The organism is Pseudomonas sp. C5pp (genome assembly GCF_000814065.1).
Lineage (GTDB): Bacteria > Pseudomonadota > Gammaproteobacteria > Pseudomonadales > Pseudomonadaceae > Aquipseudomonas > Aquipseudomonas asiatica.
On record NZ_JWLN01000010.1, the window covers coordinates 13,307 to 39,265 of the forward strand.

Consider the following 25,959-nt stretch of genomic DNA (forward strand, 5'->3'; position numbering starts at 1 on the left):
GGGAGCGGCTTTAGCCGCGAACACCGGCGCAGCCGGTGCCATGCACCGCGTTGAATTCTTCGCGGCTAAAGCCGCTCCCACAGGGATCGCGCCAACTTTTAGAATTTGAGCAAGACAGTTGCTCCCACAGGGTACGCGCCGCTTGCGAATCAGCATCAGATCTGTGTCTGCAACCCCGCCAGATAATCACCAAACCCTTCGCGGGCGCGGCTGTCGCGCCGGCTGCTGGTGGCCACGCTGTGCCTGGCGGTCCATACGATCTGCGCACCACTGGCCTGCAGGTCGCTGACCAGTTGCACATCCTCATGCGCCGCCAGTGGCTGGAAGCCGCCCACACGATCATAGGCGTCGGCACACACCCCCAGATTGGCCCCATGCACATGCCGATGCCCCTCATGTGCCTGGTAGCGGCTGTGGTACAGCTTGCGCAATGCCGCTGTCTGCCAGGGTTGCCAGTACTCGACGTGCACCGTGCCGCACACTACCTCGGCCCTGCAGGCCAGTTGCGACAGCAGCCAGTGCGCCGGCACCCGGCTGTCGGCATCGGTGCACGCCAGCCACTGCGCGCCGCGCTCGAGCATGTATGCCGCGCCCACCCGGCGGGCCATACCGACGTTGCCGGCATCCACGGTCAGCACCTGTACACCGAACCGCCTTGCCACGGCGGCGCTGCCATCGCTGCAGCGGTCCAGCACCACCAGCACCTCCACCTGGTGCCCCGCCTGCTGCGCCTGCAGGGCGGCAGCCAGTACTGCCCGCAGGCAGCGCCCAAGGCGCCGGGCCTCGTTGTGGGCCGGGATCACCACGGCAATCATGGGCAGGTCTCATCGAGGTCGACCACGCTGGGCTGAGAGGACCAGTACTCCAGCAAGAAGTCCGCCTCGTCATGCTGGAACTGCAGATACAGCGGAAGGTGCCGGGCCAGCATGCGGTGCACTTCACGCCCGTCCTGCGGGCAGCCGGCGATGGGATGCTTCCAGTGGCAGGCCAGCAGCCCGCCGTCGTAGGTCAGGCTGGCCACCGACTGTTCGATCACCTGCAACCAGTCGGTCGGGTCGAGGTAGTAACCCACCTCGCTCAGCACGATCAGGTCGAAACGCCCACCTGGCCAGTCCGCCGGCAGCCGCGCCAGTTCCACCGAGACATTGCGCAGCCCAGCCAAGCGTTCACCGGCCAGCGCTACCGCAGTAGGGTCCAGGTCCTGGCACACCAGGTTGGCACAACGCTCGGCCAGCAAGGCGCTGAGCTCGCCATTGGCGCAAGCGGGCTCGAACACGCGTTGGTAGCACTGGCGCGGCAGGCAGGCCATGACCAGCTCGCGCTTGCGCTTTTCGTACCAGCGGGTGCGAAAGGCCCAAGGGTCTTCACTGGTGGCGTACAGGTCGGCGAAATACTGTGGGTCGAGGCTCATGACAACTCCTTTTACAGGAACACCAGTTCGAAAGGTTGCAGCAGACAATCCAGCAAGTTCGGCGGCAGTACGGGCGGGCGCTGGCCGTCCGGTTCGAGTTGGCTGACATGGGCGGCCAGGGCCTTGCGCTTGCGGGCCAGGCTGGCCTCGTCCAGCTGAATACGGTGGGCACGCGGCCACGGCAGACGCGGGTCGTCCGGTCGTGCCCAGTGCCACGCCCACACGGGTACTTCCAGGCATTGCGCCTTGCGCATCCGGGCCGCCTGCGCGGCAGCTCGGCCTACGGCTTCGTGGTCACAGTGGCCATCGCCGCTCCAGGTAGCCATCAGCAGGTCGTCAGGCCTGAGCAACTGGCTCAGGTGGTTGAGCAGAAACGCCTCGTCACGTGGCAACGCGCCGTCCTTGAGGTGGAGCCGCCGCCAGTCCAGGCGACCGAGGTCGAGGTCAAGCTGTTGCAGGGCATGGCGGCTCTCCAGTGGCCTTTGCCGGCGCAGGCGGTGTTCGCTCCAGTGGGTAGAGCCAGGGTGGCTGGCTTCACCATCGGTGGCGGAGATCAATATCAGGTCGTCTTCCCGGCCATGAAAGCCCGCCAGCAGCCCGCCGGCCATGAGAATCTCGTCATCGGGGTGCGGTGCCAGCAGCACCAGGCGGCGGCCCGGTGGGCACAATTGCTGAGGGGTGATCCAGGTGGCCCTGGCCAGGTGCGCGGCCTGCTGCCAGTCCGCCCACGGTGTACCGCTGTTCGCCTGGATCAGGTTCTCGCTCATAGTTGCCAGACTCCCGCCGGCTGTTTTGCCAACTGCTCCCCGAGCGCCGCCAGGTCGCGCTCGGCATGGCTCTGGCGCAGGAACACCGGCAAGTCGGCACTCAGCCGGGCAAAGTGGTTGTCACGGCAGAAAGGAGTGGCGCCCAGCGCCCGGCCAACGTGGTGGATCACCTGTTCAACGGCCTGTTCCACCTGGGCGCGGGTGCGGCGCACTTCGAAGCTGGCGTCTGCGCCTGGCTGGCGGTCGATCCATGCCGCGCATTCGCGCAGTGCCGCCCTGGCGCCGTACAAGGCGGCGTCGACTGCGCCCAGGTGAGCGTCGGCATGTGGGTCGGGGCGGGGGTTGCGGCAGTGTTCGCGCAGGTAATCGGCCAACGCCTCGGCGGCGCCGTACCAGCAGGCTGCAATGCCAGCACCGCCATGCCAGAAGCCGGGGCGTGACAGGTATTGCCCGGGGCGGCCGATGGCGATGCCAGGGGTGTGGTTGAACTCGACTTCGACACTGGCGGTGGTGGCCATGCCAATGGCCTGCCAGCGGTCTATGGCAAGGCCCTGGCTGGGATGGGACAGTTCGATGGCCACCAGCTGGGGTTGGTCATGCTGGTCCCAGGCCGTGACCAGCGCCCGATCGATCTGCAGTGCGCCCGAACACCAGGCCTTGCGACCCTCCAGGCGGACCTGGTCGCCGTCACGGGCGACAATGCAGGCGCGGGCATCCGGCGGTTCGGCGGCCCACACGCCCCATATACCCTCGGCAGCGTGGTGTGCAGCCGCGCATTCGGCAAGGATCGCCAACGCGTCGGTGTGGCCCTCGTACAGCTTGGCCAAGGCCAGGTCACAGCCTGCCACCCGGGCGAGGGTTTGCCAGCGCCGTAGCGTATTGCCCTGGCCGGGCAGGGGCAGCAGGTCGAGGTGGTCGGCTTGCAGTGCCTGAATCAGCTGCGGCAACTGGGTATCGAGGTTGAGCGGTTGCTGCCGCTCGCCGAAGGCTCGCAACAGGCGATCGAGGTTGGTCAGGTCAAAATCCTGGACAATGCTCATGGGCTCGGCTCCTTGGTCAGGCATTGCGGGCGTAGCGCTGAAGGCAAGTCGTCATCAGGCCAGCCCCAGCTGCTTGCGCATGCCCACGGTGATCGATTGCCTGGTCTTGCCATAATCGGCCCAGGGGTCGTCGACATCACCCAGGCGTTCAAGCACGTTGCCGATGTGCCACTGGTTGGCGCCCTTGAGTTGCGGCAGTTCCTCGCGCCAGATCGGCACGGATACCGGCAGACCTTCGCGGGCGCGCAGGGTATACGCGCAGGCGGTGGTAGCCCCCTTGCCGTTGCGCAGGTAGTCGATGAAGATGCGCCCGATGCGATTTTTGGGCCCGGACACGGCACTGAGCCTGTCGGGGAACAACCTGGCCAGGTAATCGACGATGCCGTGGCTGAATGCCTTGACTTCATCCCAGCTGGCACGCCGGGTCAGGGGCACTACCAGGTGCATGCCTTTGCCGCCACTGGTCTTGAGAAACACCTTCAGGCCCAGCTCATCCAGCAAGGTGAGGGCCAGTTGGGTGGCTTCCAGCATGGCCTTCCACGGCAGTGCCGGGTCCGGGTCAAGGTCGAGGACGAAGCGGTCGGGCTTGTCGAAGTCCTTGTCGGTGGCGTTCCAGGTGTGCAGTTCGAGCATGTTCATCTGCACTGCGCCGATCAAGGTGTCGGCGCGATTGATGACCATCGCCGCCTGGCCGGCCTCGGCCTTGTCATAGCTGAGCACGTTGGGCAGATGCAACTGGCCGGCGTTCTTCTGGAAGAACAGCTCTCCGGCCAGCCCGTCCGGAGCACGTACCAGTGCCACCGGGCGATTCTTGAGCTGGGGCAGTATCCATTGGCTGACAGCGGCGTAGTACTCGGCGACCTCGCGCTTGGTAACGCCGCTGGTGGCGTCGACCACCCGCTCGGGGTGGGTCAGGCGCAGCTCGCCCAAAGCCTCGGGGGCCTTGGCCTGCTTGCGCTTGGGCAGGGTCTTGGCGGGCATGCTGCGCTCCAGGTCGATGGCGGTAGCCGGTTTGTCATCGCGCAGGCCGTGGAACTCCGAGTGGCGCACGATGCCGTCACGGGTCATCTGGGCATAGGCGACTTCGGCCAGCAGTTGCGGTTTCAGCCAGTGCACGCCCCGGGCTTCGGCCCCGGTGGGCGGGTTGGGCAGGGCCGGCTTGGCGGTTTCCAATGGTTTGAGCCGGGCATGGATGCTGGCCAGCGTGGTTGTACTGAAGCCGGTGCCGACCTTGCCGGCATAGCGCAACTCGCCGCTGTCGTTGTCGTGCAAGGCCAGCAGCAGGGCACCAAAGCCGCTGCGGCTGCCTTTGGGGTCGGTGTAGCCGACGATCACGAACTCCTGGCGCTGCTTGCACTTGAGCTTGATCCAGTCGGGGCTGCGGCGGCCGCTGTAGGGGCTGTTGACGCGCTTGCCGATCAGGCCTTCGAGTTGCAGCCTGCAGGCGCTGTCGAGCAGGGACTCGACCGGCTGGTCAAAATCGTCGGAGTACTTGAGCACGTCCGATTCGTTGTGTTCCAGCAAGCGCTGCAAGGTGTCGCGCCGGGCCTGCAGCGGTAACTGGCGCAGGTCCTGGCCGCCCAGGAAGGGCAGGTCGAACAGGTAATAGGTGATGTGGTCGTCATGCTCGGTGTCGAAAGCGTTCTGCAGCGCCTGGAAGTCCGCCGCGCCGTTTTCGCCAGCCACCACCACCTCGCCATCGAGCCAGGCCGAATCGAGGCCCAGCGCACGCAAAGCGGCAACCTGCCTGGGCATCTTGCCGCTCCAGTCATGGCCATTGCGGGTGAACAGGCGCACGTCATCACCGTCGATGCGGGCAAGGATGCGGTAACCGTCGAACTTGACCTCGTAGCGCCAGTCGCCACTGGGCGGGGAGTCGACCAAGGTCGCCAGTTGTGGCTGCAGCTGCGCCGGCAACGGCACCTTCCGGCCTTTGCTGGCGGCTTTGCGACGTGGCGCGGCGGCCTTTTTTGCTGTCGGCTTGCGCGGCACCAGCGTGCGGTCGCTGAGCACGCTGTCGGGCTGGGCGTCGACGATGCTGTAGTCGGCTTCGCTACGCGCCTGGCCGTCGTGCGACTTGACCAGCATCCACTGCTCCTTCTTGCCGGCCAGGTGGGTGCGGAACAGGTTCCATACACCGCCGAGCTTTTCGCCTTGCAGGCGGAAACGCAGTTTGCCCTTGGCATAGGCCTCACGCGCATCACCTTCGGGCTCCCAGATGCCCCGGTCCCAGACGATCACGTCGCCCGCGCCGTAATGGCCTTCGGGGATATGGCCTTCGAAGTCGGCGTAGTCCAGCGGGTGGTCCTCTACGTGCACGGCCAGGCGGCGCACCTTGGGGTCCAGCGACGGCCCTTTGGGGATGGCCCAGCTTTTCAGCGTGCCATCGAGTTCCAGGCGGAAGTCGTAGTGCAGGTGGCTGGCATCGTGCTTCTGGATGCAGAACTGCAGCGCGTGGGCCCGCTTGCCACGGCTGCGCTTGCCGCTGGGCTCGGGCGTGGCATTGAAGTCGCGCTTGCGCGCATATTCCTGCAGGGGCTTGGCCATGGCGGGCTCCGGGCGGTTCGCAGTCTCTAATCTGGGAGGCAACGGCCCGGGCGGTAGTTCAAAAAAACTCTGAATCTTCAAACAGCAAGTGCAGTCGACCGAATGAAGCCACCTGACGGAGAACGCACATGGCCCAAACAGATAAACCGAAGCCCTATACCCCCACTGAAATCGACGACACCGAAGACCGCATGGGCAGCGTGCATGAACTGGACTTCGACGAGCGCCTGGACGAGCGCGAGGGGCGTGCGGGTGACGAGCGACCGGCCGCGGACGTGGCCCGCGAGTTCCCGCCTCGTCGCGTGGCCGAAAGCGGCATGACTGGCGGCGAGGCGTTGAGCGACAGCCTGCACGAGGACAACGTCACCTACGACGACCTGAGCCCGGACACCTTGCTGGACGAGACCGGTGCCCGTGACCCGCACGAACCCGGTGGCAGCGGTGGCCCTGCAGACAAGACCCTTAGGCGGGTAGAGGCCAATGAGATTGGCGGCGGCATAGGCCTGGACGAAGCCGAACTGGCCCGCTCCGCACCGCTTGATGGCGAACCGTGGACCGATGATGTGATCGATGACGAGGAGAGCAAGCCATGAACGAGTTGCGTTGTGCCTGTGCAGATTGTTCCTGCACCGTGGATGCCAATGCCTTGCGGCTCGAAGGCAAGGTGTATTGCTGCGAGGCCTGTGCCAACGGGCATCGCAATGGCGAGCCGTGCCGGATGCCGGATTGCCACTGCGGGGAAAAAACCAAGGAAAGCGCCGTGGACAATGCGCTGGACGAGACTTTCCCGGCGAGTGACCCGATTTCGCCCTGAAACATCGCCGTCCCATAGGTTCTGCATAGGTCTATGGGGCGGTGATGATCCTGTAGGAGCGGCCTTGTGTCGCGAACGGGCCGCGAGGCGGCCCCAGAATTTCAGCTTCGCACGGAAAATTGCCGGGGCCGCTTTGCGGCCCTTTCGCGACACAAGGCCGCTCCTACAAAACACGCGCCAAGCCGGCAGAATCAGTGAGTCTGCCAGATGCCGTTGCTACGCTCGCAATCGGTGCGGGCCTGGCCCAGGCTGGGAGTGTCGTAGTAGTAGGTGATCACCCGCGCATCCTTGGGCAACGACGGCTTGTCACCGCCAGTTGCCTTGGGGTTGGCCAATGCCTCCTGGGTCAATGGCGCGATGCAACTGCCAACGCTGCCATCGGCACAGCGCGCGACCTTGTGCTTTTCGCTGTTGAGCATGTCCTTGCTCTCATTGCTGCACGACCAGTTGATCGCTTCGGCGGGTAGGTTGCTGTAGCTGTAGCAGCTGTGTCGCTCCACCGGCGTTACCGCCTCGCTGGAGGAGCGAGTGAGTACGTTGCAGGCTTCGGCCAGGGCCTGGCCGCTGAGCAGGCTGGCCATCATCAGTATCAACATCGGCTTCAAGACAGCGCCACGCATTTGCCACCTCCCGGGCCAATGGCCCTTGTCAGGTCTAGGCAGGCTTGTCGCGCCGGCGCATGGCCTTGGCGCGTTTCTCGAGGATCAGGTAGACAAGCACCGCCAGCAACAGCGGCACCAGGTAGTACAGCGTGCGGTAGCCCAGCAGGGCCGCCACCAGCGTGCCCTGGGCAAGCTGCCCATGCAGCAGGGCCAGGAACACCGTTTCCAGCACACCCAGCCCGGCCGGGATATGCGCAACCACACCAGCAACGCAGCTGATCAGCAGGATGCCGAGAATCGACGGGTAAAAGGCTTCGCCAGGCAGCAACCAGAAGATCAGCAGCGCCATCAGCGCCCAGTTGCTGGCACCCAGTACAACCTGGCACAGCGCCAGGCGCAGCGACGGCAGCGTTACCTCATGGTCGCGCCAGCGCCAGGTGCGCTTTTTGGCGAAGCCACAGGCCAGCAGGTAGCCAGCGGCAATCGCCAGCAACAACACGCCGATCAGCTGCAGGCCGCTGGCACCGACCGCCCAGTTGGCGGGCAGCTCGACCAGGCGCAAGGCGAACACGGTGCCAGCCAGCAGCATGTAGCCCATCCAGTTGGTCAGCAGGCCCAGGGTGAGGATGCGGGTGATGGTAGCCGTGTCCAGGCCCAGGCGGCTGTACAGCCGGTAGCGCAAGGCAACGCCACCCACCCAGGTGGTGAAGTTGAGGTTGAAGGCATAGCACACGAAGGCCACTGGCAACACCTGGCGTGCCGGCAGGTGGTGGCCGGTGTAGGCTCGGGCCAGCAGGTCGTAGCTGGCGAACGTCAGGTAACTGCACCCGGCCAGCGCCAGGCCTATGGCCAGGGTGCCGGGCTTGTAGGCCAGCAACGACTGGCGCACCTCGTTCCAGTCCAGGTTGCGCGCCAGCAGGTACAACAGCGCAGGGATCAGGATCAGGAATGCCAGGGTGAACAGCCGCTTGCCCCAGGTTTGCCAGTTCTTACGCGCCATCAGGTTTGGCCCTCGTGGTAGTCACCCTGTGCCTCGGCCTCCGGCTGCACCGAGCGCAGCTGCTGGCGGTGCGCCGGGAACCAGCCGGCAATCCGCGGGAAATGGCGGATCACGTGGAAGCACACGAATATCAGCGGCGCCCGCCACCAGTAGCCGCGAACCATGCGTTCCAGGGTGACCGGCTTGCATTGTTCGCGGGCCAGCTGCTGCAGGTGCTGGTTGAGCTGCTGGTTGAAGGCGCGGTCACGGATGAACAGGTTGGCTTCCAGGTTGAACGACAGGCTGAGCGGGTCCAGGTTGCTGGAGCCGACCGTGGCCCACTCATCGTCCACCAGCGCCACCTTGCCGTGCAGCGGCCGCTGGCAATACTCGTGAATGGCCACACCATCGCGCAGCAGGTAGTTGTACAACAGCCGCGACAGCGCCCGCACCCAGCGCATGTCTGGCTGGCCCTGCAGGATCAGCCGCACCTCCACGCCACGCCGGGACGCATTGCGCAGTTCACGCATCAACCGGTAGCCCGGGAAGAAATACGCGTTGGCCACCACGATGCGCTGCCGGGCGCTGCGAAACGCCTGCAGGTAGTGGGCTTCGATATCGGTGCTGCGCACCCCGTTGTCGCGCTCGACCAGCACGGCGCTGCAGGTACCGGCAGGCTCGGTCAGCGGCCGTACCGCGCTGGGCGGCTGCAGTACCGGCGACATCAGGCGCTTGCTGGCGGCATGCACCTGCGCCACCACGGGGCCGGCGACTTCCACGGCATAGTCCTGCTTGGCCATGGCACCAAAGTCGCCCAGGTGGTCGGCGCTGTAGTTGATGCCGCCAATGAAGGCCCGCTCGCCATCGACGACCACGATCTTGCGGTGCAGGCGCCGGAACAGGTTGGTGCGCATGCCCACCAGCCTCGGCTGAGGGTCGAAGGCGTGGAAACTGACCCCGGCATCGGTCATGGCCGCAATGAAGGAGTCGGGCAGGTCGGCCGTGCCATAGCCATCCACGGCCACTTCGACACGTACGCCGCGTTGGGCGGCATCGATCAGCACCTGCTGCAATTGCTGGCCAACCTTGTCATCGAAAATGATGAAGGTCTCCAGCAGGATTTCCTCCCGTGCCTGGGCCATGGCCTCGAACACGCGGGGGTAGTATTGCTCGCCATTGATCAGCAACTGCACGCTGTTGCCGTCTACCCAGGGTCGGTTCACAGTTTGATCTCCGCAGCCAGAGGGGCGTGGTCGGAAAGGTGCGACCACGGGTACTTCGACAGCACCTGGGCCGTGCCGGGCATGGCATTGCGCAGGTAGATGCGGTCCAGGCGCAACAGCGGCAGACGCGCCGGAAAACTGCGCGCCGGGGTGCCGAAATGTTCGCCGAAAGCCTCTACCAGGTGTTCGCTCAGCACGGCATCGGCCTTCAGCCGCCAATCGTTGAAATCGCCGGCGATGATTACCGGCGCCTTGGGCGGCAGGCTGTCGAGCAGGTCCAGCAGCAGCTTTACCTGGCGTTGCCGATGGGCCTCGCGCAGGCCGAGGTGCACGCACACCGCATGCACCTGGTCATGGCCCGGCACCTCCAGCTGGCAATGCAGCAGCCCGCGCTGCTCGTTGCCCTGCACCGAGACATCCAGGTTGTCGAAGCGGCTGATGGGGAATTTCGACAGCAGCGCATTGCCGTGGTCCCCATGGGGGTACACCGCATTGCGGCCGTAGGCGAACTGCGGCCACATGCTGTCGGCCAGGAACTCGTACTGCGGCGTATCTGGCCAGGCCGGGTGGCGCAGGGCATGTTGCTGGTGGCTGCCGTGCACTTCCTGCAGGAACACCAGGTCGGCGCCGGTGGCGCGCACGGCTTCGCGCAACTCGGGCAGGATGAAGCGCCGGTTGAAGAAGGTGAAACCCTTGTGCACGTTCAACGTCAGCACATTCAGCCGACGCACGGCGGTGATCTTGTCGATGATGCCGTGCGGCGCAGGCAGGGTCCTGTTCACAGGGGCACCTCCGGCACCACGCCAGGCTCGGTCATCAGTTCATGGTCCAGCGACAGCTTCTGCAACAGGCGCCGGGCGTCATAAGGCGCATGGACTTTCTGGTCGTTGTCGAAATAGCAGTAGACGTCCCGGGCAGCGCGCCGTGGTGGCGGGCCTTGCACCACCAGCTGGGCATCGTCGGCCTGGCGGCCCTGGCTCCAGTGCTGGATGCGCTGCTTCCAGCGCCGCAGCGCTTGGGCGGTATAGCCACTGCTGTACAGCTCGACATCGCCATGCAGGCGCATGTACACGAAGTCGGCGGTAAGGTCTTCGACATACGGCCATTTCCCGGCGCTGTCGGCCACGACCAGCGCTACCCGGTGCTTGCGCAGCAGCTTGATGAAGGCTTCGCACAAAAAGCTTTCGTTGCGAATCTCCACAGCGTGGCGCAGCCGAGCGTTGCCCTTGATATCGGTGCTGCCGTTGTCCCGCAGTTGTTGCGCACACCCCTGCGCGCATTCGCGGGCAGCCTTGCGACTGTGCGGCAACAGTTCGAGAAAACGGGCGAAGCGGGCCTCGTCGAACTTCATGTTGGGTGGAAACTGCCAGAGGAATGGCCCGAGCTTCTTGCCGAGCAGCAGCGGCCCGGAAGCGAAAAAATTGGCCACTGCTTCTTCGATGTTATTGAGCCGGCGTACATGGGTGATGTAGCGCGGGGCTTTTACCGCGAACACGAAGCCGGGCGGCGTCTGGTCATGCCAGCCCTGGTAGCGTTCGGGTGTTTGCAGGCTGTAGAACGAGCCGTTGATTTCAATGCTGTTGACCGCCCGCGAAGCGAACGCCAGTTCGTCGTCCTGGGGTAGGCCCTTCGGGTAAAAATCCTTGCGCCACGGGCCGTAGCGCCAACCGGAGATGCCGATGCGGATATCGCTCACGCTGCCTTCCTCATTGCCAGTCCTTGTTCGGTCACTCTGAAGGTGCGACTGGTGAACAGCGGCCAGGGTTCAGCACGGTTGACCAACGGAAAAGGCTGATGCGGCGCGGAACTTTGCGGCCCGCGGCGTTTCCACCGCATACCTGCTACGAGGAAGGGCACCAGGATGAAATTCGACCGTTTCGCCCAATGGCTGGCCAATTGGGCCGGCCGCCCGCTGACCTTTGGCATCGCCTGCCTGCTGATCCTGATCTGGGCAGTGACCGGGCCGCTGTTCGGCTTCAACGACACCTGGCAACTGGTGATCAACACCTCGACCACCATCATCACCTTCCTCATGGTGTTCCTGATCCAGAACACCCAGAACCGCGACAACGACGAACTGCACATCAAGATCGATGAGCTGTTGCGCACCACCCAAAAGGCGCACAAGGCGCTGCTGGACCTTGAAGACATGGATCCGGCCGAGCTGCATGCCCTGCGCAAGCAATACCGGCAGATGGCCGGGCAGGGTGACGATGCGCATTCAACCAAGGAATGACCTGCCAACCCTGGAGGCAAGCATGGCCAGACATATCGTCCACTTCACCGGGCCTATCAATTCATCCACCTGCGGCAATTTGATCAACACCTGTTCGCGGGCGTTGCAGCAGGGGGCCGAAGTCCTGCAACTGAACATCGCCACCATGGGCGGCGAGTGCAGCTACGGGTTTACCTTGTACAACTTTCTGCGGGCGTTACCGGTCGAGGTGCATACCCACAACCTGGGCACGGTGGAATCCATGGGCAACATCATCTTCCTGGCCGGGGAACGGCGCACGGCATGCAGTTACAGCAAGTTCCTGTTTCATCCTTTCCACTGGACCTTGCATGGCTCGGTCGACCACTCACGCATGGCTGAATATGCGATGAGCCTGGATTATGACCTGCGGCTGTACGCGCAAATCGTCGCCGAGCGGACCGAAGGGGCAGACGAGGTGCTGGATGTACCACGGTACCTGATGGCGTACCCGCGGATACTCGGGCCCCGGGAGGCCTTGGCGAACGGGATGATCCATGCCATAGACGAGATGCCGATCGAGGTGGAGGCGTGTCAGTGGAGTGTGCATGCCTAGCTGATTCCTGTGCCGGCCCTTTCGCGGGTGAACCCGCTCCCACAGGCATTCCACCGAACCTGGACTGCCCCCAAGAAGTTGGACACCAATCCAACCGTTGGGGGATCTATGGGTAAATACACAGAGCAGTTCAAGCTCACGGCTATCACCGCTTACCTAGAGGGCAGCCAAGGCTTTCGCAAGGTGGCACAACACTTTGGCATCGATTTCAGCCTGCTTCGGCGCTGGGTTGCTGGCTACCAAGTCGATGCCAGCCTCAGCCCTCGCTCGCATGGTCGCCGCTACACCGAGGAATTCAAGCGGCGGGTGCTCAAGTACATGCTTGAGCATCGCCTGTCCCTGCGCCAAACAGCGGCGCACTTTGACCTTGGACAGTCCTCACAGATAGGCATTTGGCTGCGGCAGCACTACAGTGGCAGTCCTGTAGCCACTCTCGCCAAACAAAGAAAATCAGCCGTGCCGAAGAAAATTAAGCCCATCAAGCCGACAGATACCAATGACGCAGAGAAATCTCGTGAGCAGTTGTTGAGCGAGCTCGAGTATCTGCGCATGGAGAATGATGTCCTAAAGGAGTTAAAGGCTCTGCGAGAGGAGAAGGAGCGAACACGGACGAAAAAGCCCTGATCGTCTGCAAGTTCAGACATAAATATCCGCTGCCTGACCTCTTGCAGATGGTGGGGTTGGCACGCAGTACCTTTTATTACCAGATCAAGTGCCAGCAAAAGCCGGACAGGCACGCCTCGCTCAAGGAGTTGGTGCAGCGTGTCTATCACGAGGAGAAAGGGCTGTATGGCTACCGCCGCATTGCCCTTGCCATCAGGAATCAGGGGACCTTGGTCAACAAGAAGGTCATTGAACGATTGATGGCTGAGCTTGGTTTGCAGTCCGTTGTACGCCCGAAGAAATATCGATCCTATCGCGGCATTGTCGGCAAGGTGGCAATGAATTTGCTGGAGCGTAATTTCGTCGCGCAACGCCCCAACCAGAAGTGGGTGACCGATGTCACTGAGTTCAAAGTGGCCCAACAAAAGCTCTACCTGTCGCCCGTGATGGACTTGTACAACGGTGAGATCATCGCCTATGAAACAGCTTGCAGGCCTACCTATGGCTTGGTCGGGAACATGCTGGAAAAGGCGCTCGATGGGTTGGGTGAAAAGCCCAAGCTAGTGATCCACTCAGACCAGGGATGGCATTACCAGCAGCCCCAATACCGCCATAAACTCGCAGCGCGCGGTGTGAAGCAGAGCATGTCTCGCAAGGGCAATTGTCTGGATAATGCAGCGATGGAAAGCTTCTTCGGCACACTGAAGTCAGAGTTCTTCTACCTGAAGCGCTTTGAAAGCGTCGAACAGCTGAAGGCGGGCCTGGAGGAGTACATCCATTACTACAACCATGACCGCATCAGGCTGAAACTCAATGGCCTGAGCCCTGTCAGCTACAGGACTCAGGCCACTGGCTAAAACTGTCCAACTTTTCGGGGGCAGTCCAACCTGTGGGAGCGGGTTCACCCGCGAAAGGGCCGGCACAGGTCAAGAAGATCTATCTGACCGACGCTGCCATTGCCCGGTCACACGCCAGCAACGAGCGGATCAGCAGCTTGATCTCGTCCTTGAGCATGGGCACCTGGTCCGGGTGGGCGAACCGGCAATCAGCAATTTCATGCAGGGCCTTGGGATGTGGGGCGTCGGAGAACTCCGCCTCGAACACATAATGCATGCGCTCTGCCGCCTCATGGCGCATCAACAAGGTCAGCGATTCTGCCTGCAACCCGGTTTCCTCAAGCAATTCACGCTCCGCTGCCTGTATTGGCGTCTCGCCGGGCTCGATCTTGCCGCCGGGCAGAGTCCAGGCGGCGTTGGGCTTTCTCACCCACAGCCATTTATGGGTTTGTTTGCCATGCCGGCAGATGATCGTTGCGCGATGCTTGACTGGTTTCATTCAGGCTCCCGGGCGAATCCCTCATTCCATGTATATTCGGCCCCCGGTGGCAATGAACGTTGCGTTGAAAGCGACCAACGGTCAGTAGGGCACCGAGCCGCTTAGCGCCTCAATGGCCTCCACCAGCTCGTCATAGCCCACCGGCTTGCTCAGGTGCCGATCGAAGCCCGACTGGCGCGACTTGTACTGGTCGGCACTGGCGCCATAACCGGTCAGGGCGATGGCCGGGGTATGGCGCAGGTGCACGTAACCACGCAGGGCCTTGATCAACGCATGGCCGTCCATCACCGGCATGCCGATATCGGACAGGATGATGTCGTATTCCTCACCCGCAGCGGCGTCCAGGGCCTCACGTGGCTTGCTGAAGGCATTGACAGTGGCGCTCTCCATTTCCAGCAGCTCCTGCATTACCGCCAGCACTTCTACGGAATCGTCCACCAGCAACACGCGAATTCCATTAAGGCGGCCCTCGCTCAGTGGCTCCGAGCCTTGCTCACGCTGCGGGAGTTGCGTATCGCAAAGTGGCAGGGTGACCTCAAAGGTGCAGCCCAGGCCAAGCCCCGGTGACTTGGCGCGTACGGTACCGCCATGGGCCTCGACCAGTTGCCGTACCAGCGACAGGCCGATGCCCAGGCCCTCGCGGCTGTGGCTGGCCTGTTGCGGCGTAGCCTGGCTGAACAGGTCGAAGATGTGCTCGAGGCTGTCGTGGCTCAGGCCTACGCCATGGTCGATCACCTTCAGCCGCGCGTGGTCTTCGTCGTGGCTCAGCACCAGGCGTATCTCATTGCCCGCCGGGCTGAACTTCAGCGCGTTGTTGAGCAGGTTCCAGATGATCTGCTCCAGGCGGGTCACGTCACCTTCGATCATCACCGGCAGGGTGTCGGCGGGCAGTTCCAGGCGAACCGGGCAGGGGTGTTGCTCGCTCACCACCACATCGTGGATGCCCTGCAGGAGGGCGAGCAGATCCACAGGTCCGGTCTTGAGCTTAAGCTTGCCGGTCCGAATGCGCGCCACATCCAGCAGGTCGTCGATGATCCGCGCCTGGCTGGTTACCGCGTCGCAGATGGTACCCACGGCTTTGCTCGCTGCACTGATGTTCCGCAGCGACGGCAGGCGGCGCAGGATTTCGGCATTGAGCTGAATCAGGTTGAGCGGGTGCTTGAGTTCATGGGACATGACGGCGAAGAACTCGTCCTTCATGTGGCTGGTGCTCTGCGTCTCGGCCAGCTGCTTGCTCAGGCGCTCTTCGCCCAGGCGCACGCGCTCTTCGGCGGCATGGCTGCTACTGATGTCGATGAAGGTCAGCACCGTGCCGTCGATTTTCTGCTCGCTGGAGCGGTAGGGCAGCAGGCGTGCCAGGTACCAGTGATCGCCCTGGCCGCCGATTTCACGCTCGATGATGGCCTCGCCCTGAGCCACGGCGCGGGCATCGTCGGCAAGTGCCGGGTAATCCAGGCGGTGGGTGATGTCGAGCAGGGAACGGCCGGTATCGACCGGCAGCATGTTGAACAGGTCGGTGGCGCGCGGCGTGAACCAACGGATATGCAAGTTGCGGTCGACGAACACCGTGGCGATCTCGGTGCAGGCGATCAGGTTGCTGAGGTAGTCGTTGACCTTGTCGGTTTCCTCGACCTTGTTCTTCAGCTCGTAGTTGACCGTGAGCAACTCCTCGTTGATCGACTGCAGCTCTTCCTTGCTGGTTTCCAGCTCTTCGCTGGCCGACCGCAACTCCTCGTTGATGGCCTGCATCTCTTCGTTGGAAGCCGTCAGTTCCTCGCTGGAGACCTCTGACTGCTCGATGGTTTCCTGCAGTTGCAGGCGGGTACGCTGCAGTTCGCGCTCGAGGTTGTGCAAGACCATGCTGTCGGTCTGGCGGATGACACCAGGCATCGGCAGGGACGGATCAGGCGCGCGCTCCTCGAATACCACCAGCAGGCAATCGCTACCGCTGAGGTCGTCTCTGTATGGCTGCACGGTGATTTCCACCTGCAGCTTGCCCATGGTTTCCGCCAGGTCGACAGGGCGCGAGGTGACCGCCTCGGTCCCCTGGCGCGCCTGGAACAAGGTGCTGCGCAGGGCCAGGCGCAGGGGCGGCAGCACCAGGTTGAGCAAGCTGCGGCTCGGTTCGCCACCGGCCACTTGCAGGAAACGCCCCACGCCTTCGCTCATGTGCAGGATATTGCCATCGATATCGATGATCAGGCTGGGCGGCATGCGACGCGCCAGGGCGCGGTAGTGCAGGTCGGCGAACGATGGCTTGCGCCCCGGCTTGGCCTTGGCCAGCGCTTCCTGGGGCCTGCCGGCGGCAGAAGTGCCGGGCAGCTGACGGCCGGAACGGCGGCCGGTATTGCTGGCATCGAGTGCGCGGAAAATGCGATTGCGCTTGTCCACCGGGGCGAACAGTTCATTGGCCACGTCGGCCGACTCCGACGAACCGAGGAACAGGTAGCCACCCGGGCGCAGGGCAAAGTGGAACATCTGCAGGATGTCACGCTGCACCTCGCGGTCCAGGTAGATCAGCAGGTTACGGCAGACAATCAGGTCGATCTGCGAGAACGGTGGGTCCGACAGCAGGTTGTGCCGGGCGAACAGCACCTTTTCGCGAACCTCTTTGCGCACCCGGTAATGCTGGTCTTCCTTGAGGAAGAACTGGCGCAGCCGGCTTGGCGGCACGTCGGTGACGATCGCCTCGGGGTATGAGCCACTGCGGGCGATGCCGATGGCGCGTTCGTCCAGGTCGGTGGCGAAAACCTGCACCTTGTGCGAGCGCTGCTCCAGTGCCAGCTGCTCGCAAACCAGCATGGCGAGGCTGTACGCCTCTTCTCCGGTGGAGCAGCCGGCCGACCACACGCGTATCTCGTCTGCGCCCTCGGCCGGGTCGCGTTCGCAGACCAGCTGCGGCAGCACATGGCGCTCCAGGGCTTCGAAGGCTTCGCGGTCGCGGAAGAAATTGGTCACGCCAATCAGCATGTCGGCCAGCAACGCCCGGGATTCCGCTGGATGCTGTTCCAGGTAATGCAGGTAGGCCGCAAGGTCTGCCTGGCCGGTCACATGCAGGCGGCGCTCGATGCGTCGCAGTACCGTGGCGCGCTTGTAGTGCTGGAAGTCGTGGCCGGTATTGCTGCGCAACTGCAGCAGGATCTCTTCGAGCATCGGCTCGCTGGCCTGGGCATCGCCGACACGGGTGCCCAAGGCCGGAGGCAGGGTATCGTCTTCGATTTCCGGGAGCCGGACCTGGCGGGCATTGCGCCACAGCTCCAGCAGCTTCTGCGGCATTTCTGCCGCCGGCAGCACCAGGTCGACCATGCCGGTCTCGATGGCAGCACGGGGCATGCTGTCGTACTGGGCGTCGTCCGGTGTCTGCGCCAGGGTCACACCGCCTTGCTCCTTGATCCGCGACAGGCCCACGGCGCCATCGGCACCGGTACCGGACAACACCACGCAGAAGGCGTGGTCCTTGTGCACGTCAGCCAGGTCACGGAAGAACAGGTCGATGGCCACGTGGTCGCCACGGCGCCGGTTGGCCGGGGTCACCCGCAGGTAGCCGTCGTTGGTGGACAGGCGATTGGCCGGTGAAATCACGTAGATATGGTTACGCTCGATCGGCACCGGCTCGGTCACCTGGCGCACCGGCATTTGCGTGGTGTCCTGGATGATGCGGTCGGCGACGCTCTGGTGGTCGGGGGACAGGTGCAGGACCACGACGAAGGCCATGCCGCAATCGCTGGGCATTTGCCGGAACAGCGTACAGATCGCTTCCAGGCCGCCTGCCGATGCACCGATGCCCACCACCGGGAAATCCAGGTGGCTGGTGCTGAGTGCCGGGTTTTGGGGCGAGGCAGGTTGCTTGGGGGACGACTTCATGGACGGAGCCTTGTGCAGACCGGAACGTTCAGCCCTCAGCAGCATCATCGGGCGTGTGTGTGGCGGGATTATAGGCCGTCGCCATGTTATTGAGACCTCTGCTTGCGAAGTAAAGTGCGACCCGCCTGCATCCGCCGCCCAAACCTTTTGCCGACACACGTTTGGTGCCGTTGGTCAGTTGCTGGCAAAACCATTGAGCAAAGTCTGTGATCGGCGGCTCGGAACCAAGGCATGGCAAACATCCATGCGAGCAGCCAATCCATCGCAAGGAGATACCACATGGCGCAGGATCAAGAGCGAACCAGCCAGCGCGGCGGCACCAAGGAAACCAACCCTGGCAATTTTGCCAATGACCGGGAACGGGCCTCCCGCGCGGGGCACAAGGGTGGGCAGGCTTCTGGCGGCAACTTCGCCAACGACCGCCAACGGGCATCGGAGGCCGGTCGCAAGGGCGGCCAGAACAGCCACGGCGGGGGCCGCCAACAGTGAGTTGAGTGCTTCTGGGCACCCGGTACCCACAATGCCGGGTGCCGGCTACCTCCTGTGTACCGGGGCTGCAATGGCCTTTAGTACCTGTTGCTCGACATTTTTTTGAATCTTCTGGCCGTACCCCGATCAATCAGGGTGTCATCCATGGAGAAGAGGAGGCCCCTGCGATGCCTGGCCCACAGCTATACATCATCGATTACCAACTGCATGGCAAGCCGCGCAGTTTCATCATCCGTCTGGAGACGCTGGACAACGCCGAGGCCTGGCATTGGGCAAGTTGTGATGCGGGCATCGGCATCATTCCGAAGTTCGGGCGCGAAAAAATCAGGAAAGTCAGCAGGCCGATGGCCGAGCGCTACGGGATTACCGCGGTGAGCTGGCGGTTATCCGGCGGCAAGCCGAACCAGTCTGCGGCGACAATGTGATTCCCCGACTGCACAATCCGTGCGGGAACAAAGGTCCTGCTCAAATTCTAAAAGTTGGCACGATCCTCTGTGGGAGCGGCTTTAGCCGCGAACACCGGCGCAGCCGGTGCCATGCACCGCGTTGGATTCTTCGCGGCTAAAGCCGCTCCCACAGGGTACGAGGATCGCTTGCGAATTCAGTTATCTGTGCGAAAGCGCGGCCCAAAGGGCTGGGCAATCTCCCACAGGGGATCGCGCAGACCGTCTGCATGACGGTCAGGCACCGGACTCGGGGTCGCTGGCCGGTACGCCCGGGCGGTTTTCTTCGTCATCAGTCACATTGGGGTCGGTATCCGGGTCATCTGCCCGGTCATTGCGCCGGTCCGGCTCGAGCTCCGGCCAGTCATCCTGTGCGCTGCCGCCACCCATCGCAGTAAACTCTTTCATCTCGCAACCCTCGCTCTCGATGAAAAAAAGGCCCGCGATCAGGCGGGCCCAATACAGGAGTGAGAGGCGAAGCCATTGACCACCCCTCATTGAATGAGAGCGGCAACAGCCAGGGGAGGTCGGTTGGATATCCACCGCCCCTGACCAACGGCACTGTCAGGGCTGTTTCAGCATCAGGGTGAGAATGTCGTAGCTGGCGACCAGCTCGCCCAGTTGGTTGGTCACCTCCACATCCCACGCCACCACGCCTTGGGGCTGGCCCAGCGGGCTGGTCTTGCCCTGGTCGATCTTGCGCTTGCAGGTCAGGCGCGCCTGGATGGTGTCGCCGATGCCGACCGGGTTGATGAAACGCAGGGTATCCAGGCCGTAGTTGGCCAGTACCGGGCCTGCACCTGGGGAGACGAACAGCCCGGCTGCTGCCGACAACACGAAATAGCCGTGGGCGATGCGCTTGCCGAACTGCGATTCCTTGGCGGCGATCTCGTCGAAGTGCATGTAGAAATGGTCACCCGACAGGCAACCGAAGTTGACCAGGTCGGCTTCGGTCACGGTGCGCCGGTGGGTGAGCAGCGACTCGCCGATGCGCAACTGCTCGAAATAGCGGCGGAACGGGTGTACTTCGGTTTCGATCACTTCGCCACCGCGCACGTATTCGCCGGTTACCGCCGTGAGCATGCTTGGCGAACCCTGTACAGCGGCACGCTGCAGGTAGTGCTTGACGGCACGCAGGCCACCCAGCTCTTCACCACCACCAGCGCGGCCCGGGCCGCCGTGCTTGAGTTGCGGCAATGGCGAGCCATGCCCGGTGGATTCCTTGGCCGCCTCGCTGTCGAGTACCAGCAGGCGGCCGTGCCAGGCGGCAGCCACTGGAATGGCCTTGGCTGCCACGCTGCGGTCGGCGGTGACCAGGGTCGCCACCAGGCTGCCTTTGCCCCGCGCGGCCAGCGCCAGGGCTTCATCGAGGTCGTCATAGGCCATCAGCGTGCTGACCGGGCCGAACGCTTCGATATCGTGGGCACCGCCTTCGGCATGCGGGTCACGGGCCTGCAGCAAGGTCGGAGCAAAGAACGCGCCCTCGGCCACGCCCTCGCCACGCGGCGCAAAGCCATCGCTGGCACCGAACAGCTGGTCGCAGCTCTGCAGCAGGCTGCGCACTCGCTCGGCCACATCGTGCTGCTGGTCGTGGGAGGCCAGGGCGCCCATGCGCACGCCTTCCAGCGACGGGTCACCGACCACCACCTTGGCCAGCCGCTCGCGCAGGCGCGTGGCAACCGCGTCGATGTGTTTGGCCGGTACGATGGCGCGGCGGATGGCGGTGCACTTCTGCCCGGCCTTGGTGGTCATTTCGCGGACCACCTCTTTGATATACAGGTCGAACTCTTCGCTGTCCGGGGTCACGTCCGGGCCGAGGATGGCGCAGTTGAGCGAATCGGCTTCGGCGGTGAACGGCACCGAGTTGCGCACCAGGTTCGGCGTGACGCGCAACTTGGCGGCGGTGTCGGCGGAGCCGGTGAAGGTCACCACGTCCTGGCCTTGCAGGCGGTCGAGCAGGTCGCCGGTGCTGCCGATCACCAGTTGCAGGCTGCCTTCGGGCAACAGCCCGGATGCATTCATCAGCCGCACCACAGCCTCGGTCAGGTAGCTGGTCGAGGTCGCCGGCTTGACGATGCACGGCATGCCGGCCAGGAAGGTCGGGGCGAACTTCTCCAGCATGCCCCAGATGGGGAAGTTGAAGGCGTTGATGTGCACCGCCACGCCGGCGCGCGGCACCAGGATGTGGCTGCCGGCGAAATGGCCTTGCTTGCCCAGCGGGATGGCCGGGCCTTCGTGCACCAGGTTGCCCGACGGCAGTTCACGGCTGCCGATGCCCGCATAGGAGAACAGCGTGGCGTTGCCGCCTTCGATGTCGATCCAGCTGTCGGCACGGGTAGCACCGCTGTGGTGGGACAGGGAGTAGAGCTGCTCCTTGCGCTCGGCCAGGTACAGGGCCAGTGCCTTAAGGCGGGCAGCGCGTTGTTGGAAGTCCATGGCCATCAGCGTGGCCAGGCCACGGGCGCGGGCAAAGTCCACGGCCTCGGCAAAATCCGGGCGCTCTTCGTGGCTGTAGGCCAGGACGTGGCCATCCAGGGCGCTACGCAGGGCCTGGGCGCCGTGCTGGCCAAGCCAGCGGCCGGCGATGAAGCTTTGCAGGGTAGGGGCGGCAGACATGCTGTTCTCCAATGTAGAGGGGGGCGCTGTTACCACAGCGCCACGGTGTAGCCGATGATCAGGCGGTTTTCGTCCACGGCGTTGGTCAGGCCATTGCCGGAACGGAAGGTGACGTTGCGCCAGCGCAGGCTGACGTCCTTGAACGGGCCGCTCTGGATGACATAGGTGATGTCGGTGTCGCGCTCACGCTCACGGCCGTTGCTGACCGTGGCGGTTTCGGCGTGGCGGCCATCGGTGTAGCGGGTCATGAAGCTCAGGCCGGGGATACCCATGGCTACGAAGTCGTAGTCGTAGCGCACCTGCCACGAGTCCAGCCCGGCGCGGGTGAAGGTGTTGTAGGTGACCAGGTTGACGGTGAACGGGTCGCCGCCGTTCACGAACGGGAAGGCACTGTCGCCGGACATCTGCTGCCAGGCGGCGGTGAACTTGTGGGCCCGTACGCCAAGGGTGAACATGGCGTTGAAGTTGCGGTTGTCGATGTTGCCGGCACGCTCGACGCCGTCGTTGCGGCTGTCGAAGTAGCGCAGGTCGGTGCGCAGGCTCAGGCCTTCGCCCAGCGGGCGGGTATCGATCAGGCCGACGAACTGCTGGCGGTAGATGTCCTCGAGCTTGGCGTAGTAGTAACTGACGCTGGTTTGCGGGGTGATGGCGTAGCTGCCGCCGCCGAAGTCCAGGTGGTCGCTGCTGGCGGCGCCGTAGCCGATGTCGTCGCGGCCCGAGGAATCACGCAGGTTGGCCTTGGTCAGGCGGCCGGCGTTGAAGGTCAGGCCGGCCAGGTCCTGGCTGGTGAGCAGGCCACCCTGGAAGGTGGAGGCCAGCAGGCGGGTGTCGTTGTACACCACCACCGGCAGGATCGGTTGCAAGGTCCCCAGGCGCAGGGTGCTCTTGGCCACCCGCACCTTGCCGGTCAGGCCCAGTTCGCTGTAGTCGTCGACCGGTTCATGGCTGTTCGGGCCGAAAGGCAGCAGGCCGGTATTGCGCCGGTCGCGGCTGGAGTCGAGCTTGATTCCCAGTTGGCCCATGGCGTCGACACCAAAGCCGACCGGGCCTTCGGTGAAGCCCGACTCCAGCTTGGCGGTAAAGCCCTGGCCCCATTCCTCGGCCTTGGCCTGCGGTGCATTGCTTTGGCGGAAGTCGCGGTTGAGGTAATGGTTGCGCAGCTCCAACCGGGCGTGGCTGTCGCCGATGAAGTCTGCCATCGCCGGCATCGGCAGGGCGAGGGTCGCCAGCCAGGCGGCCGAAATGAAGTGCGTGCGGTTCATTGTTGTTGTTTTACCCGACATGGTTGTTCTTCCCTGAGAGTCAGTGCTTGCTGGCGCCGGCGGCGCCGATTCCGGTCATGGAACGGATGAACTGGGCCAGGTAGCGGCCACGTTCCTGGTTGGCGCGTTCGGAGCTGTCAGTAACCGAGAACACCCAGGCGCCGAGGAAGGCCAGGCTCATGGAGAACAGTGCCGGGTTGCTGTAGGGGAACAGCGCCGTTTCGTGATGCAGCACGTTGACCCACACCGCCGGGCCCAGTACCACCAGCAGCACCGCCGAAACCAGGCCGGCCATGCTGCCGCACACTGCGCCGCGGGTGGTCAGGCCTTTCCAGAACATCGAAAGCAGCAGCACCGGGAAGTTGACCGAGGCGGCCACGGCCAGCACCAGCCCCGAGAGGAAGGCGATGTTCTGCGACTCGAACATCAGGCCGAGGATTACCGCCAGCAGGCCGATCAGCAGCGTGGCGATACGCGACACGCGCATTTCCTCCTGTTCACTGGCCTTGCCCTGGCGCACCACGCAGGCATACAGGTCGTGGGAAACCGCCGATGCACCGGACAGCGCCAGGCCCGCGACCACTGCCAGGATGGTGGCGAAGGCCACGGCGGAGATGAAGCCGAGGAACAGATTGCCACCTACGGCCTGGGCAAGGTGCACGGCGACCATGTTGCCGCCGCCGATAATGGCGCCGGTGGCATCACGGTAGGACGGTTCGGTGCCGACCATGACGATCGCACCAAAGCCGATGACGATCAGCAGCAGGTAGAAGTAACCGATGAACCCGGTCGCATAGAACACGCTCTTGCGCGCTTCCTTGGCGTCGCTGACGGTGAAGAAGCGCATCAGGATATGCGGCAGGCCGGCAGTACCGAACATCATGCCCAGGCCCAGGGAAATGGCATCCACCGGGTTGGACAGCAGGCCGCCCGGGGCCATGATCGCCTGGCCCTTGGCATGCACGGCCACGGCGCTGGCGAACATCGCTTCGGTGCTGAAGCCGAAATGCTTTAGCACCATGAAGGCCATGAAGCTGGTACCTGAAAGCAGCATCACCGCCTTGATGATCTGCACCCAGGTGGTGGCGAGCATGCCGCCGAAGGTGACGTAGGCGACCATCAGCACACCGACCAGCATCACCGCGTACAGGTAGCTGATGCCGAACAGCAGTTCGATCAGCTTGCCGGCACCGACCATCTGTGCCACCAGGTACATCAGCGCCACCACCAGGGTGCCGAAGGCCGATGTCAGGCGCACCGGGGTTTGCGCCAGGCGGTAGCTGACCACGTCGGCGAAGGTGTACTTGCCCAGGTTGCGCAGGCGCTCGGCGATCAGGAACAGGATGATAGGCCAGCCGGCCAGTACGCCCAGGGCATACAGCAGGCCGTCATAGCCGTTCATGAACATCATTGCCGAAATGCCCAGGAACGAGGCGGCGCTGATCATGTCGCCGGCGATCGCCAAGCCGTTCTGCATGCCGGTCAGGCCCCCGCCGGCGGTGTAGAAATCGCTGGCCGAGCGGGTGCGCATGGCAGCCCAGCGGGTGACCAGCAGGGTGAAGCAGACGAACACCATGAACATCGAGATGGCAGTCCAGTTCATTGTGCGCACTCCTGCTTGACCTTGTCGTTGAGCGGGTCGAGCACGTTGTTGGCGCGGTGCACGTAGATGCCGGTCAAGGCGAAGGACAGCAGTACCATCAGCACGCCCACCAGCATGCCAACGGTGGTCACGCCACCGCTGAGGGACTGGCCGAGGGTGCTGGGGGAAAACGCCACAAGCAGGACGAAGCCGTAGTAGATCACCAGCATGGCCAGGGTCAGGCTGCCGTTGAGGCGGCGTTTGCGCTGCACCAGGTGCTGGAAGTCGGGGTGGTTGGCGATGCTTTCGATGCGTTCGGGTGTCATGGGTTGCGATCTCTGGGTGTTGTAATTGTTTTGTTGAGGTCACGCGGGTGTTGCGGTGTTGCTTAGGGCCTCTTCGCGGGCATGCCCGCTCCCACAGGTGCGGCGGCGTGCTTGAGACTTGTGCTATCCCTGTGGGAGCGGGCGCGCCCGCGAAGCAGGCGACGCGGTCTCAGAGTTGGTCGAAATCGAGCACCACCTTGTCGCTCACCGGGTAGGTCTGGCACGACAGCACATACCCGGCCGCCACTTCGTAATCCTCCAGGGCATGGTTGCTGTCCATCTCCACTTCGCCCTCGATTACCCGGCACTTGCAGGTCGAGCACACGCCGGCCTTGCACGAGTACGGCAGCTCGGCGCCGATTGCATTGCCGGCGTCCAGCACGTTCTGGGTGTTGCGTGGCAGGTCGAAGGTGAGGGCGCGGCCGTCGCTGATCACGGTGATGTGGCTGAGCGCCGAGTCCACCTGACGCGCCGCCTCGCGGGCCTCCCGGCGGGCTTCGCTGCCGGCTGCAGCGAACAGCTCGAAATGGATACGGTCCTTGGCCAGGCCATTGGCCTGCAGGCTGTCGCGCACCGTCTCGGTCATCGCCTGTGGGCCGCAGATGAATGCAGCGTCCAGGTTGGCAACGTCCATCCAGCGGGAGAACAGCTGCGCGCACTTGTCGGCGTCGATGCGGCCGTTGTACAGGTCGACATCCTGCTGCTCGCGGCTGAACACGAAAATCAGGTTCAGGCGGTCGAGGTAACGGTTCTTCAGGTCTTCCAGCCTGTCGCGGAACAGTGCGCCAGAGCTGGAACGGTTGCCGTACAGCAGGGTGAAGCGGCTGTGCGGCTCGCTGGCCAAAGTAGTGGCGATGATCGACAGGATCGGCGTGATGCCGCTGCCGGCAGCCACGCCCAGGTAGTTGCCCTGGCGGGCCGGCTCCAGTGGCACGAAGAAGCTGCCCGACGGCGGCATCACTTCCAGTTGCTGGCCTGCCTTGAGCACGTCGTTGGCAAAGGCCGAGAAGCGCCCGCCTGGCACGCGCTTCACCGCCACACGCAGTTCGCCATCCTGCACGGCGCTGCAGATGGAATAGGAACGGCGGACTTCTTCGTTATCCAGTTGGGTGCGCATGACCAGGTACTGGCCCTGGGTGAAACGGAACTGCGCCTGCAGGTGCTCGGGCACGTCGAAGGCAATCGACACCGCATCGCGGGTCTCGTTGCGCACTTGCTTGATGGTCAGGCTGTGAAACTGGCTCAT

24 protein-coding genes and 1 pseudogene are annotated in these 25,959 nt (G+C 63.8%); 7 read left to right on the forward strand and 18 right to left on the reverse strand.

All coding sequences use genetic code 11. The features are described from left to right. Positions 1-155: 155 nt before the first annotated feature. The 5 genes from RR51_RS09955 to ligD are packed head-to-tail and all read right to left on the reverse strand — an operon-like array spanning position 156 to position 5,765. The gene (locus RR51_RS09955; protein ID WP_038409649.1) at positions 156-815 is read right to left on the reverse strand and encodes a glycosyltransferase; all 660 of its coding nucleotides are present in this window, start codon (positions 813-815) and stop codon (positions 156-158) included. Continuing rightward, positions 812-1,411, reverse strand: coding sequence for a class I SAM-dependent methyltransferase (locus RR51_RS09960; protein ID WP_013972635.1), 600 nt, complete (start codon positions 1,409-1,411; stop codon positions 812-814). Before RR51_RS09960 ends, RR51_RS09955 begins: the two co-directional genes overlap by 4 nt. Before the next feature lie 11 nt (positions 1,412-1,422). Next, positions 1,423-2,178: a PIG-L deacetylase family protein gene (locus RR51_RS09965; protein WP_039613380.1), complete on the reverse strand. Its 756-nt coding sequence runs from the start codon at positions 2,176-2,178 to the stop codon at positions 1,423-1,425. Next, positions 2,175-3,218, reverse strand: a complete 1,044-nt coding sequence (locus tag RR51_RS09970; RefSeq protein ID WP_039613381.1) for an acyl-CoA dehydrogenase family protein — start codon at positions 3,216-3,218, stop codon at positions 2,175-2,177. The genes RR51_RS09965 and RR51_RS09970 overlap by 4 nt, the downstream gene beginning before the upstream one ends. 54 nt (positions 3,219-3,272) lie before the next feature. Continuing rightward, a complete protein-coding gene (gene ligD / locus RR51_RS09975) occupies positions 3,273-5,765 on the reverse strand; it encodes a DNA ligase D (protein ID WP_039613382.1) in 2,493 nt (830 codons plus the stop codon). A 128-nt stretch (positions 5,766-5,893) separates the two neighbouring features. Here ligD and RR51_RS09980 point away from each other — a divergent pair, with 128 nt between their 5' ends. Next, entirely contained in the window at positions 5,894-6,358 is a 465-nt protein-coding gene (locus RR51_RS09980) for a hypothetical protein (protein WP_039613383.1), read from the forward strand. Continuing rightward, complete coding sequence (locus tag RR51_RS09985) at positions 6,355-6,579, forward strand: metallothionein (protein WP_023661123.1); 225 nt, start codon at positions 6,355-6,357, stop codon at positions 6,577-6,579. The genes RR51_RS09980 and RR51_RS09985 overlap by 4 nt, the downstream gene beginning before the upstream one ends. A gap of 191 nt (positions 6,580-6,770) precedes the next feature. Here RR51_RS09985 and RR51_RS09990 read toward each other — a convergent pair whose 3' ends face one another. From RR51_RS09990 to RR51_RS10010, 5 genes are read right to left on the reverse strand one after another with little or no spacing between them, the layout of a single operon-like run. Then, positions 6,771-7,199 (reverse strand): hypothetical protein, encoded by a 429-nt coding sequence (locus tag RR51_RS09990; protein WP_023661124.1) that lies wholly within the window; start codon positions 7,197-7,199, stop codon positions 6,771-6,773. Positions 7,200-7,233: 34 nt separating this feature from the next. Then, positions 7,234-8,181, reverse strand: coding sequence for a lysylphosphatidylglycerol synthase domain-containing protein (locus RR51_RS09995; RefSeq protein WP_039613384.1), 948 nt, complete (start codon positions 8,179-8,181; stop codon positions 7,234-7,236). Beyond that, positions 8,181-9,383 (reverse strand): cardiolipin synthase ClsB, encoded by a 1,203-nt coding sequence (gene clsB / locus RR51_RS10000; RefSeq protein WP_039613385.1) that lies wholly within the window; start codon positions 9,381-9,383, stop codon positions 8,181-8,183. Before clsB ends, RR51_RS09995 begins: the two co-directional genes overlap by 1 nt. Next, a complete protein-coding gene (locus RR51_RS10005) occupies positions 9,380-10,165 on the reverse strand; it encodes an endonuclease/exonuclease/phosphatase family protein (RefSeq protein WP_024087135.1) in 786 nt (261 codons plus the stop codon). Before RR51_RS10005 ends, clsB begins: the two co-directional genes overlap by 4 nt. Next, on the reverse strand, positions 10,162-11,079 hold the full coding sequence (locus RR51_RS10010) for a DUF72 domain-containing protein (protein WP_039613386.1): 918 nt from the start codon (positions 11,077-11,079) through the stop codon (positions 10,162-10,164). Before RR51_RS10010 ends, RR51_RS10005 begins: the two co-directional genes overlap by 4 nt. Before the next feature lie 165 nt (positions 11,080-11,244). Between RR51_RS10010 and RR51_RS10015 the strand changes: the two genes are divergently transcribed. The 3 genes from RR51_RS10015 (at position 11,245) to RR51_RS30260 (ending at position 13,653) form a co-directional block, all read left to right on the forward strand. Further along, entirely contained in the window at positions 11,245-11,619 is a 375-nt protein-coding gene (locus tag RR51_RS10015; protein ID WP_003259456.1) for a low affinity iron permease family protein, read from the forward strand. Positions 11,620-11,641: 22 nt separating this feature from the next. Beyond that, entirely contained in the window at positions 11,642-12,193 is a 552-nt protein-coding gene (locus tag RR51_RS10020; RefSeq protein ID WP_039613387.1) for an ATP-dependent Clp protease proteolytic subunit, read from the forward strand. A 108-nt stretch (positions 12,194-12,301) separates the two neighbouring features. Beyond that, a protein-coding gene (locus RR51_RS30260) for an IS3 family transposase (RefSeq protein ID WP_409202105.1) occupies positions 12,302-13,653 on the forward strand; the annotation gives its coding sequence in 2 pieces (ribosomal slippage) (positions 12,302-12,773 and positions 12,773-13,653; 1,353 coding nt in all). A 79-nt stretch (positions 13,654-13,732) separates the two neighbouring features. On the opposite strand, the gene RR51_RS10035 is transcribed toward RR51_RS30260, so the two are convergent. Then, on the reverse strand, positions 13,733-14,131 hold the full coding sequence (locus RR51_RS10035) for an NUDIX hydrolase (RefSeq protein WP_039613389.1): 399 nt from the start codon (positions 14,129-14,131) through the stop codon (positions 13,733-13,735). Between the two features lie 81 nt (positions 14,132-14,212). Next, complete coding sequence (locus RR51_RS10040) at positions 14,213-17,995, reverse strand: CheR family methyltransferase (protein WP_039613390.1); 3,783 nt, start codon at positions 17,993-17,995, stop codon at positions 14,213-14,215. A gap of 279 nt (positions 17,996-18,274) precedes the next feature. Here RR51_RS10040 and RR51_RS10045 point away from each other — a divergent pair, with 279 nt between their 5' ends. Beyond that, on the forward strand, positions 18,275-18,484 hold the full coding sequence (locus RR51_RS10045) for a general stress protein (RefSeq protein ID WP_003259459.1): 210 nt from the start codon (positions 18,275-18,277) through the stop codon (positions 18,482-18,484). A 167-nt stretch (positions 18,485-18,651) separates the two neighbouring features. Further along, positions 18,652-18,909, forward strand: coding sequence for a DUF6555 family protein (locus RR51_RS10050; protein WP_039613391.1), 258 nt, complete (start codon positions 18,652-18,654; stop codon positions 18,907-18,909). Positions 18,910-19,164: 255 nt separating this feature from the next. Here RR51_RS10050 and RR51_RS31200 read toward each other — a convergent pair whose 3' ends face one another. From RR51_RS31200 to paaE, 6 genes and pseudogenes are all read right to left on the reverse strand, one after another. After that, positions 19,165-19,335, reverse strand: a complete 171-nt coding sequence (locus tag RR51_RS31200; protein ID WP_177328651.1) for a hypothetical protein — start codon at positions 19,333-19,335, stop codon at positions 19,165-19,167. Positions 19,336-19,491: 156 nt separating this feature from the next. After that, positions 19,492-21,543 (reverse strand): phenylacetic acid degradation bifunctional protein PaaZ, encoded by a 2,052-nt coding sequence (paaZ, locus tag RR51_RS10055; protein WP_039613392.1) that lies wholly within the window; start codon positions 21,541-21,543, stop codon positions 19,492-19,494. 29 nt (positions 21,544-21,572) lie between these two features. After that, positions 21,573-22,805 (reverse strand): OprD family porin, encoded by a 1,233-nt coding sequence (locus tag RR51_RS10060; RefSeq protein WP_039613393.1) that lies wholly within the window; start codon positions 22,803-22,805, stop codon positions 21,573-21,575. A gap of 40 nt (positions 22,806-22,845) precedes the next feature. Beyond that, positions 22,846-24,414: pseudogene (locus RR51_RS10065) on the reverse strand (cation acetate symporter); the annotation flags it as partial. Further along, on the reverse strand, positions 24,405-24,713 hold the full coding sequence (locus tag RR51_RS10070; RefSeq protein WP_004376242.1) for a DUF485 domain-containing protein: 309 nt from the start codon (positions 24,711-24,713) through the stop codon (positions 24,405-24,407). The pseudogene RR51_RS10065 and the gene RR51_RS10070, both read right to left, overlap by 10 nt. A 169-nt stretch (positions 24,714-24,882) precedes the next feature. Then, on the reverse strand, positions 24,883-25,959 hold the full coding sequence (paaE, locus tag RR51_RS10075) for a 1,2-phenylacetyl-CoA epoxidase subunit PaaE (protein ID WP_039613394.1): 1,077 nt from the start codon (positions 25,957-25,959) through the stop codon (positions 24,883-24,885).

What these genes read in the sequence shown, in the direction of transcription:
- RR51_RS10070 (WP_004376242.1), bottom strand. Translation starts at nt 24,713, where the DNA reads ATGACACCCGAACGCATCGAAAGCATCGCCAACCACCCCGACTTCCAG.
- RR51_RS09990 (WP_023661124.1), bottom strand. Translation starts at nt 7,199, where the DNA reads ATGCGTGGCGCTGTCTTGAAGCCGATGTTGATACTGATGATGGCCAGC.
- RR51_RS10020 (WP_039613387.1), top strand. Translation starts at nt 11,642, where the DNA reads ATGGCCAGACATATCGTCCACTTCACCGGGCCTATCAATTCATCCACC.
- RR51_RS10045 (WP_003259459.1), top strand. Translation starts at nt 18,275, where the DNA reads ATGGCGCAGGATCAAGAGCGAACCAGCCAGCGCGGCGGCACCAAGGAA.
- RR51_RS10060 (WP_039613393.1), bottom strand. Translation starts at nt 22,805, where the DNA reads ATGAACCGCACGCACTTCATTTCGGCCGCCTGGCTGGCGACCCTCGCC.
- RR51_RS09970 (WP_039613381.1), bottom strand. Translation starts at nt 3,218, where the DNA reads ATGAGCATTGTCCAGGATTTTGACCTGACCAACCTCGATCGCCTGTTG.
- RR51_RS09955 (WP_038409649.1), bottom strand. Translation starts at nt 815, where the DNA reads ATGATTGCCGTGGTGATCCCGGCCCACAACGAGGCCCGGCGCCTTGGG.
- RR51_RS09960 (WP_013972635.1), bottom strand. Translation starts at nt 1,411, where the DNA reads ATGAGCCTCGACCCACAGTATTTCGCCGACCTGTACGCCACCAGTGAA.
- paaZ (WP_039613392.1), bottom strand. Translation starts at nt 21,543, where the DNA reads ATGTCTGCCGCCCCTACCCTGCAAAGCTTCATCGCCGGCCGCTGGCTT.
- RR51_RS10035 (WP_039613389.1), bottom strand. Translation starts at nt 14,131, where the DNA reads ATGAAACCAGTCAAGCATCGCGCAACGATCATCTGCCGGCATGGCAAA.
- ligD (WP_039613382.1), bottom strand. Translation starts at nt 5,765, where the DNA reads ATGGCCAAGCCCCTGCAGGAATATGCGCGCAAGCGCGACTTCAATGCC.
- RR51_RS10040 (WP_039613390.1), bottom strand. Translation starts at nt 17,995, where the DNA reads ATGAAGTCGTCCCCCAAGCAACCTGCCTCGCCCCAAAACCCGGCACTC.
- RR51_RS09965 (WP_039613380.1), bottom strand. Translation starts at nt 2,178, where the DNA reads ATGAGCGAGAACCTGATCCAGGCGAACAGCGGTACACCGTGGGCGGAC.
- RR51_RS10050 (WP_039613391.1), top strand. Translation starts at nt 18,652, where the DNA reads ATGCCTGGCCCACAGCTATACATCATCGATTACCAACTGCATGGCAAG.
- RR51_RS10015 (WP_003259456.1), top strand. Translation starts at nt 11,245, where the DNA reads ATGAAATTCGACCGTTTCGCCCAATGGCTGGCCAATTGGGCCGGCCGC.
- RR51_RS09985 (WP_023661123.1), top strand. Translation starts at nt 6,355, where the DNA reads ATGAACGAGTTGCGTTGTGCCTGTGCAGATTGTTCCTGCACCGTGGAT.
- RR51_RS31200 (WP_177328651.1), bottom strand. Translation starts at nt 19,335, where the DNA reads ATGAAAGAGTTTACTGCGATGGGTGGCGGCAGCGCACAGGATGACTGG.
- RR51_RS09980 (WP_039613383.1), top strand. Translation starts at nt 5,894, where the DNA reads ATGGCCCAAACAGATAAACCGAAGCCCTATACCCCCACTGAAATCGAC.
- paaE (WP_039613394.1), bottom strand. Translation starts at nt 25,959, where the DNA reads ATGAGCCAGTTTCACAGCCTGACCATCAAGCAAGTGCGCAACGAGACC.
- RR51_RS09995 (WP_039613384.1), bottom strand. Translation starts at nt 8,181, where the DNA reads ATGGCGCGTAAGAACTGGCAAACCTGGGGCAAGCGGCTGTTCACCCTG.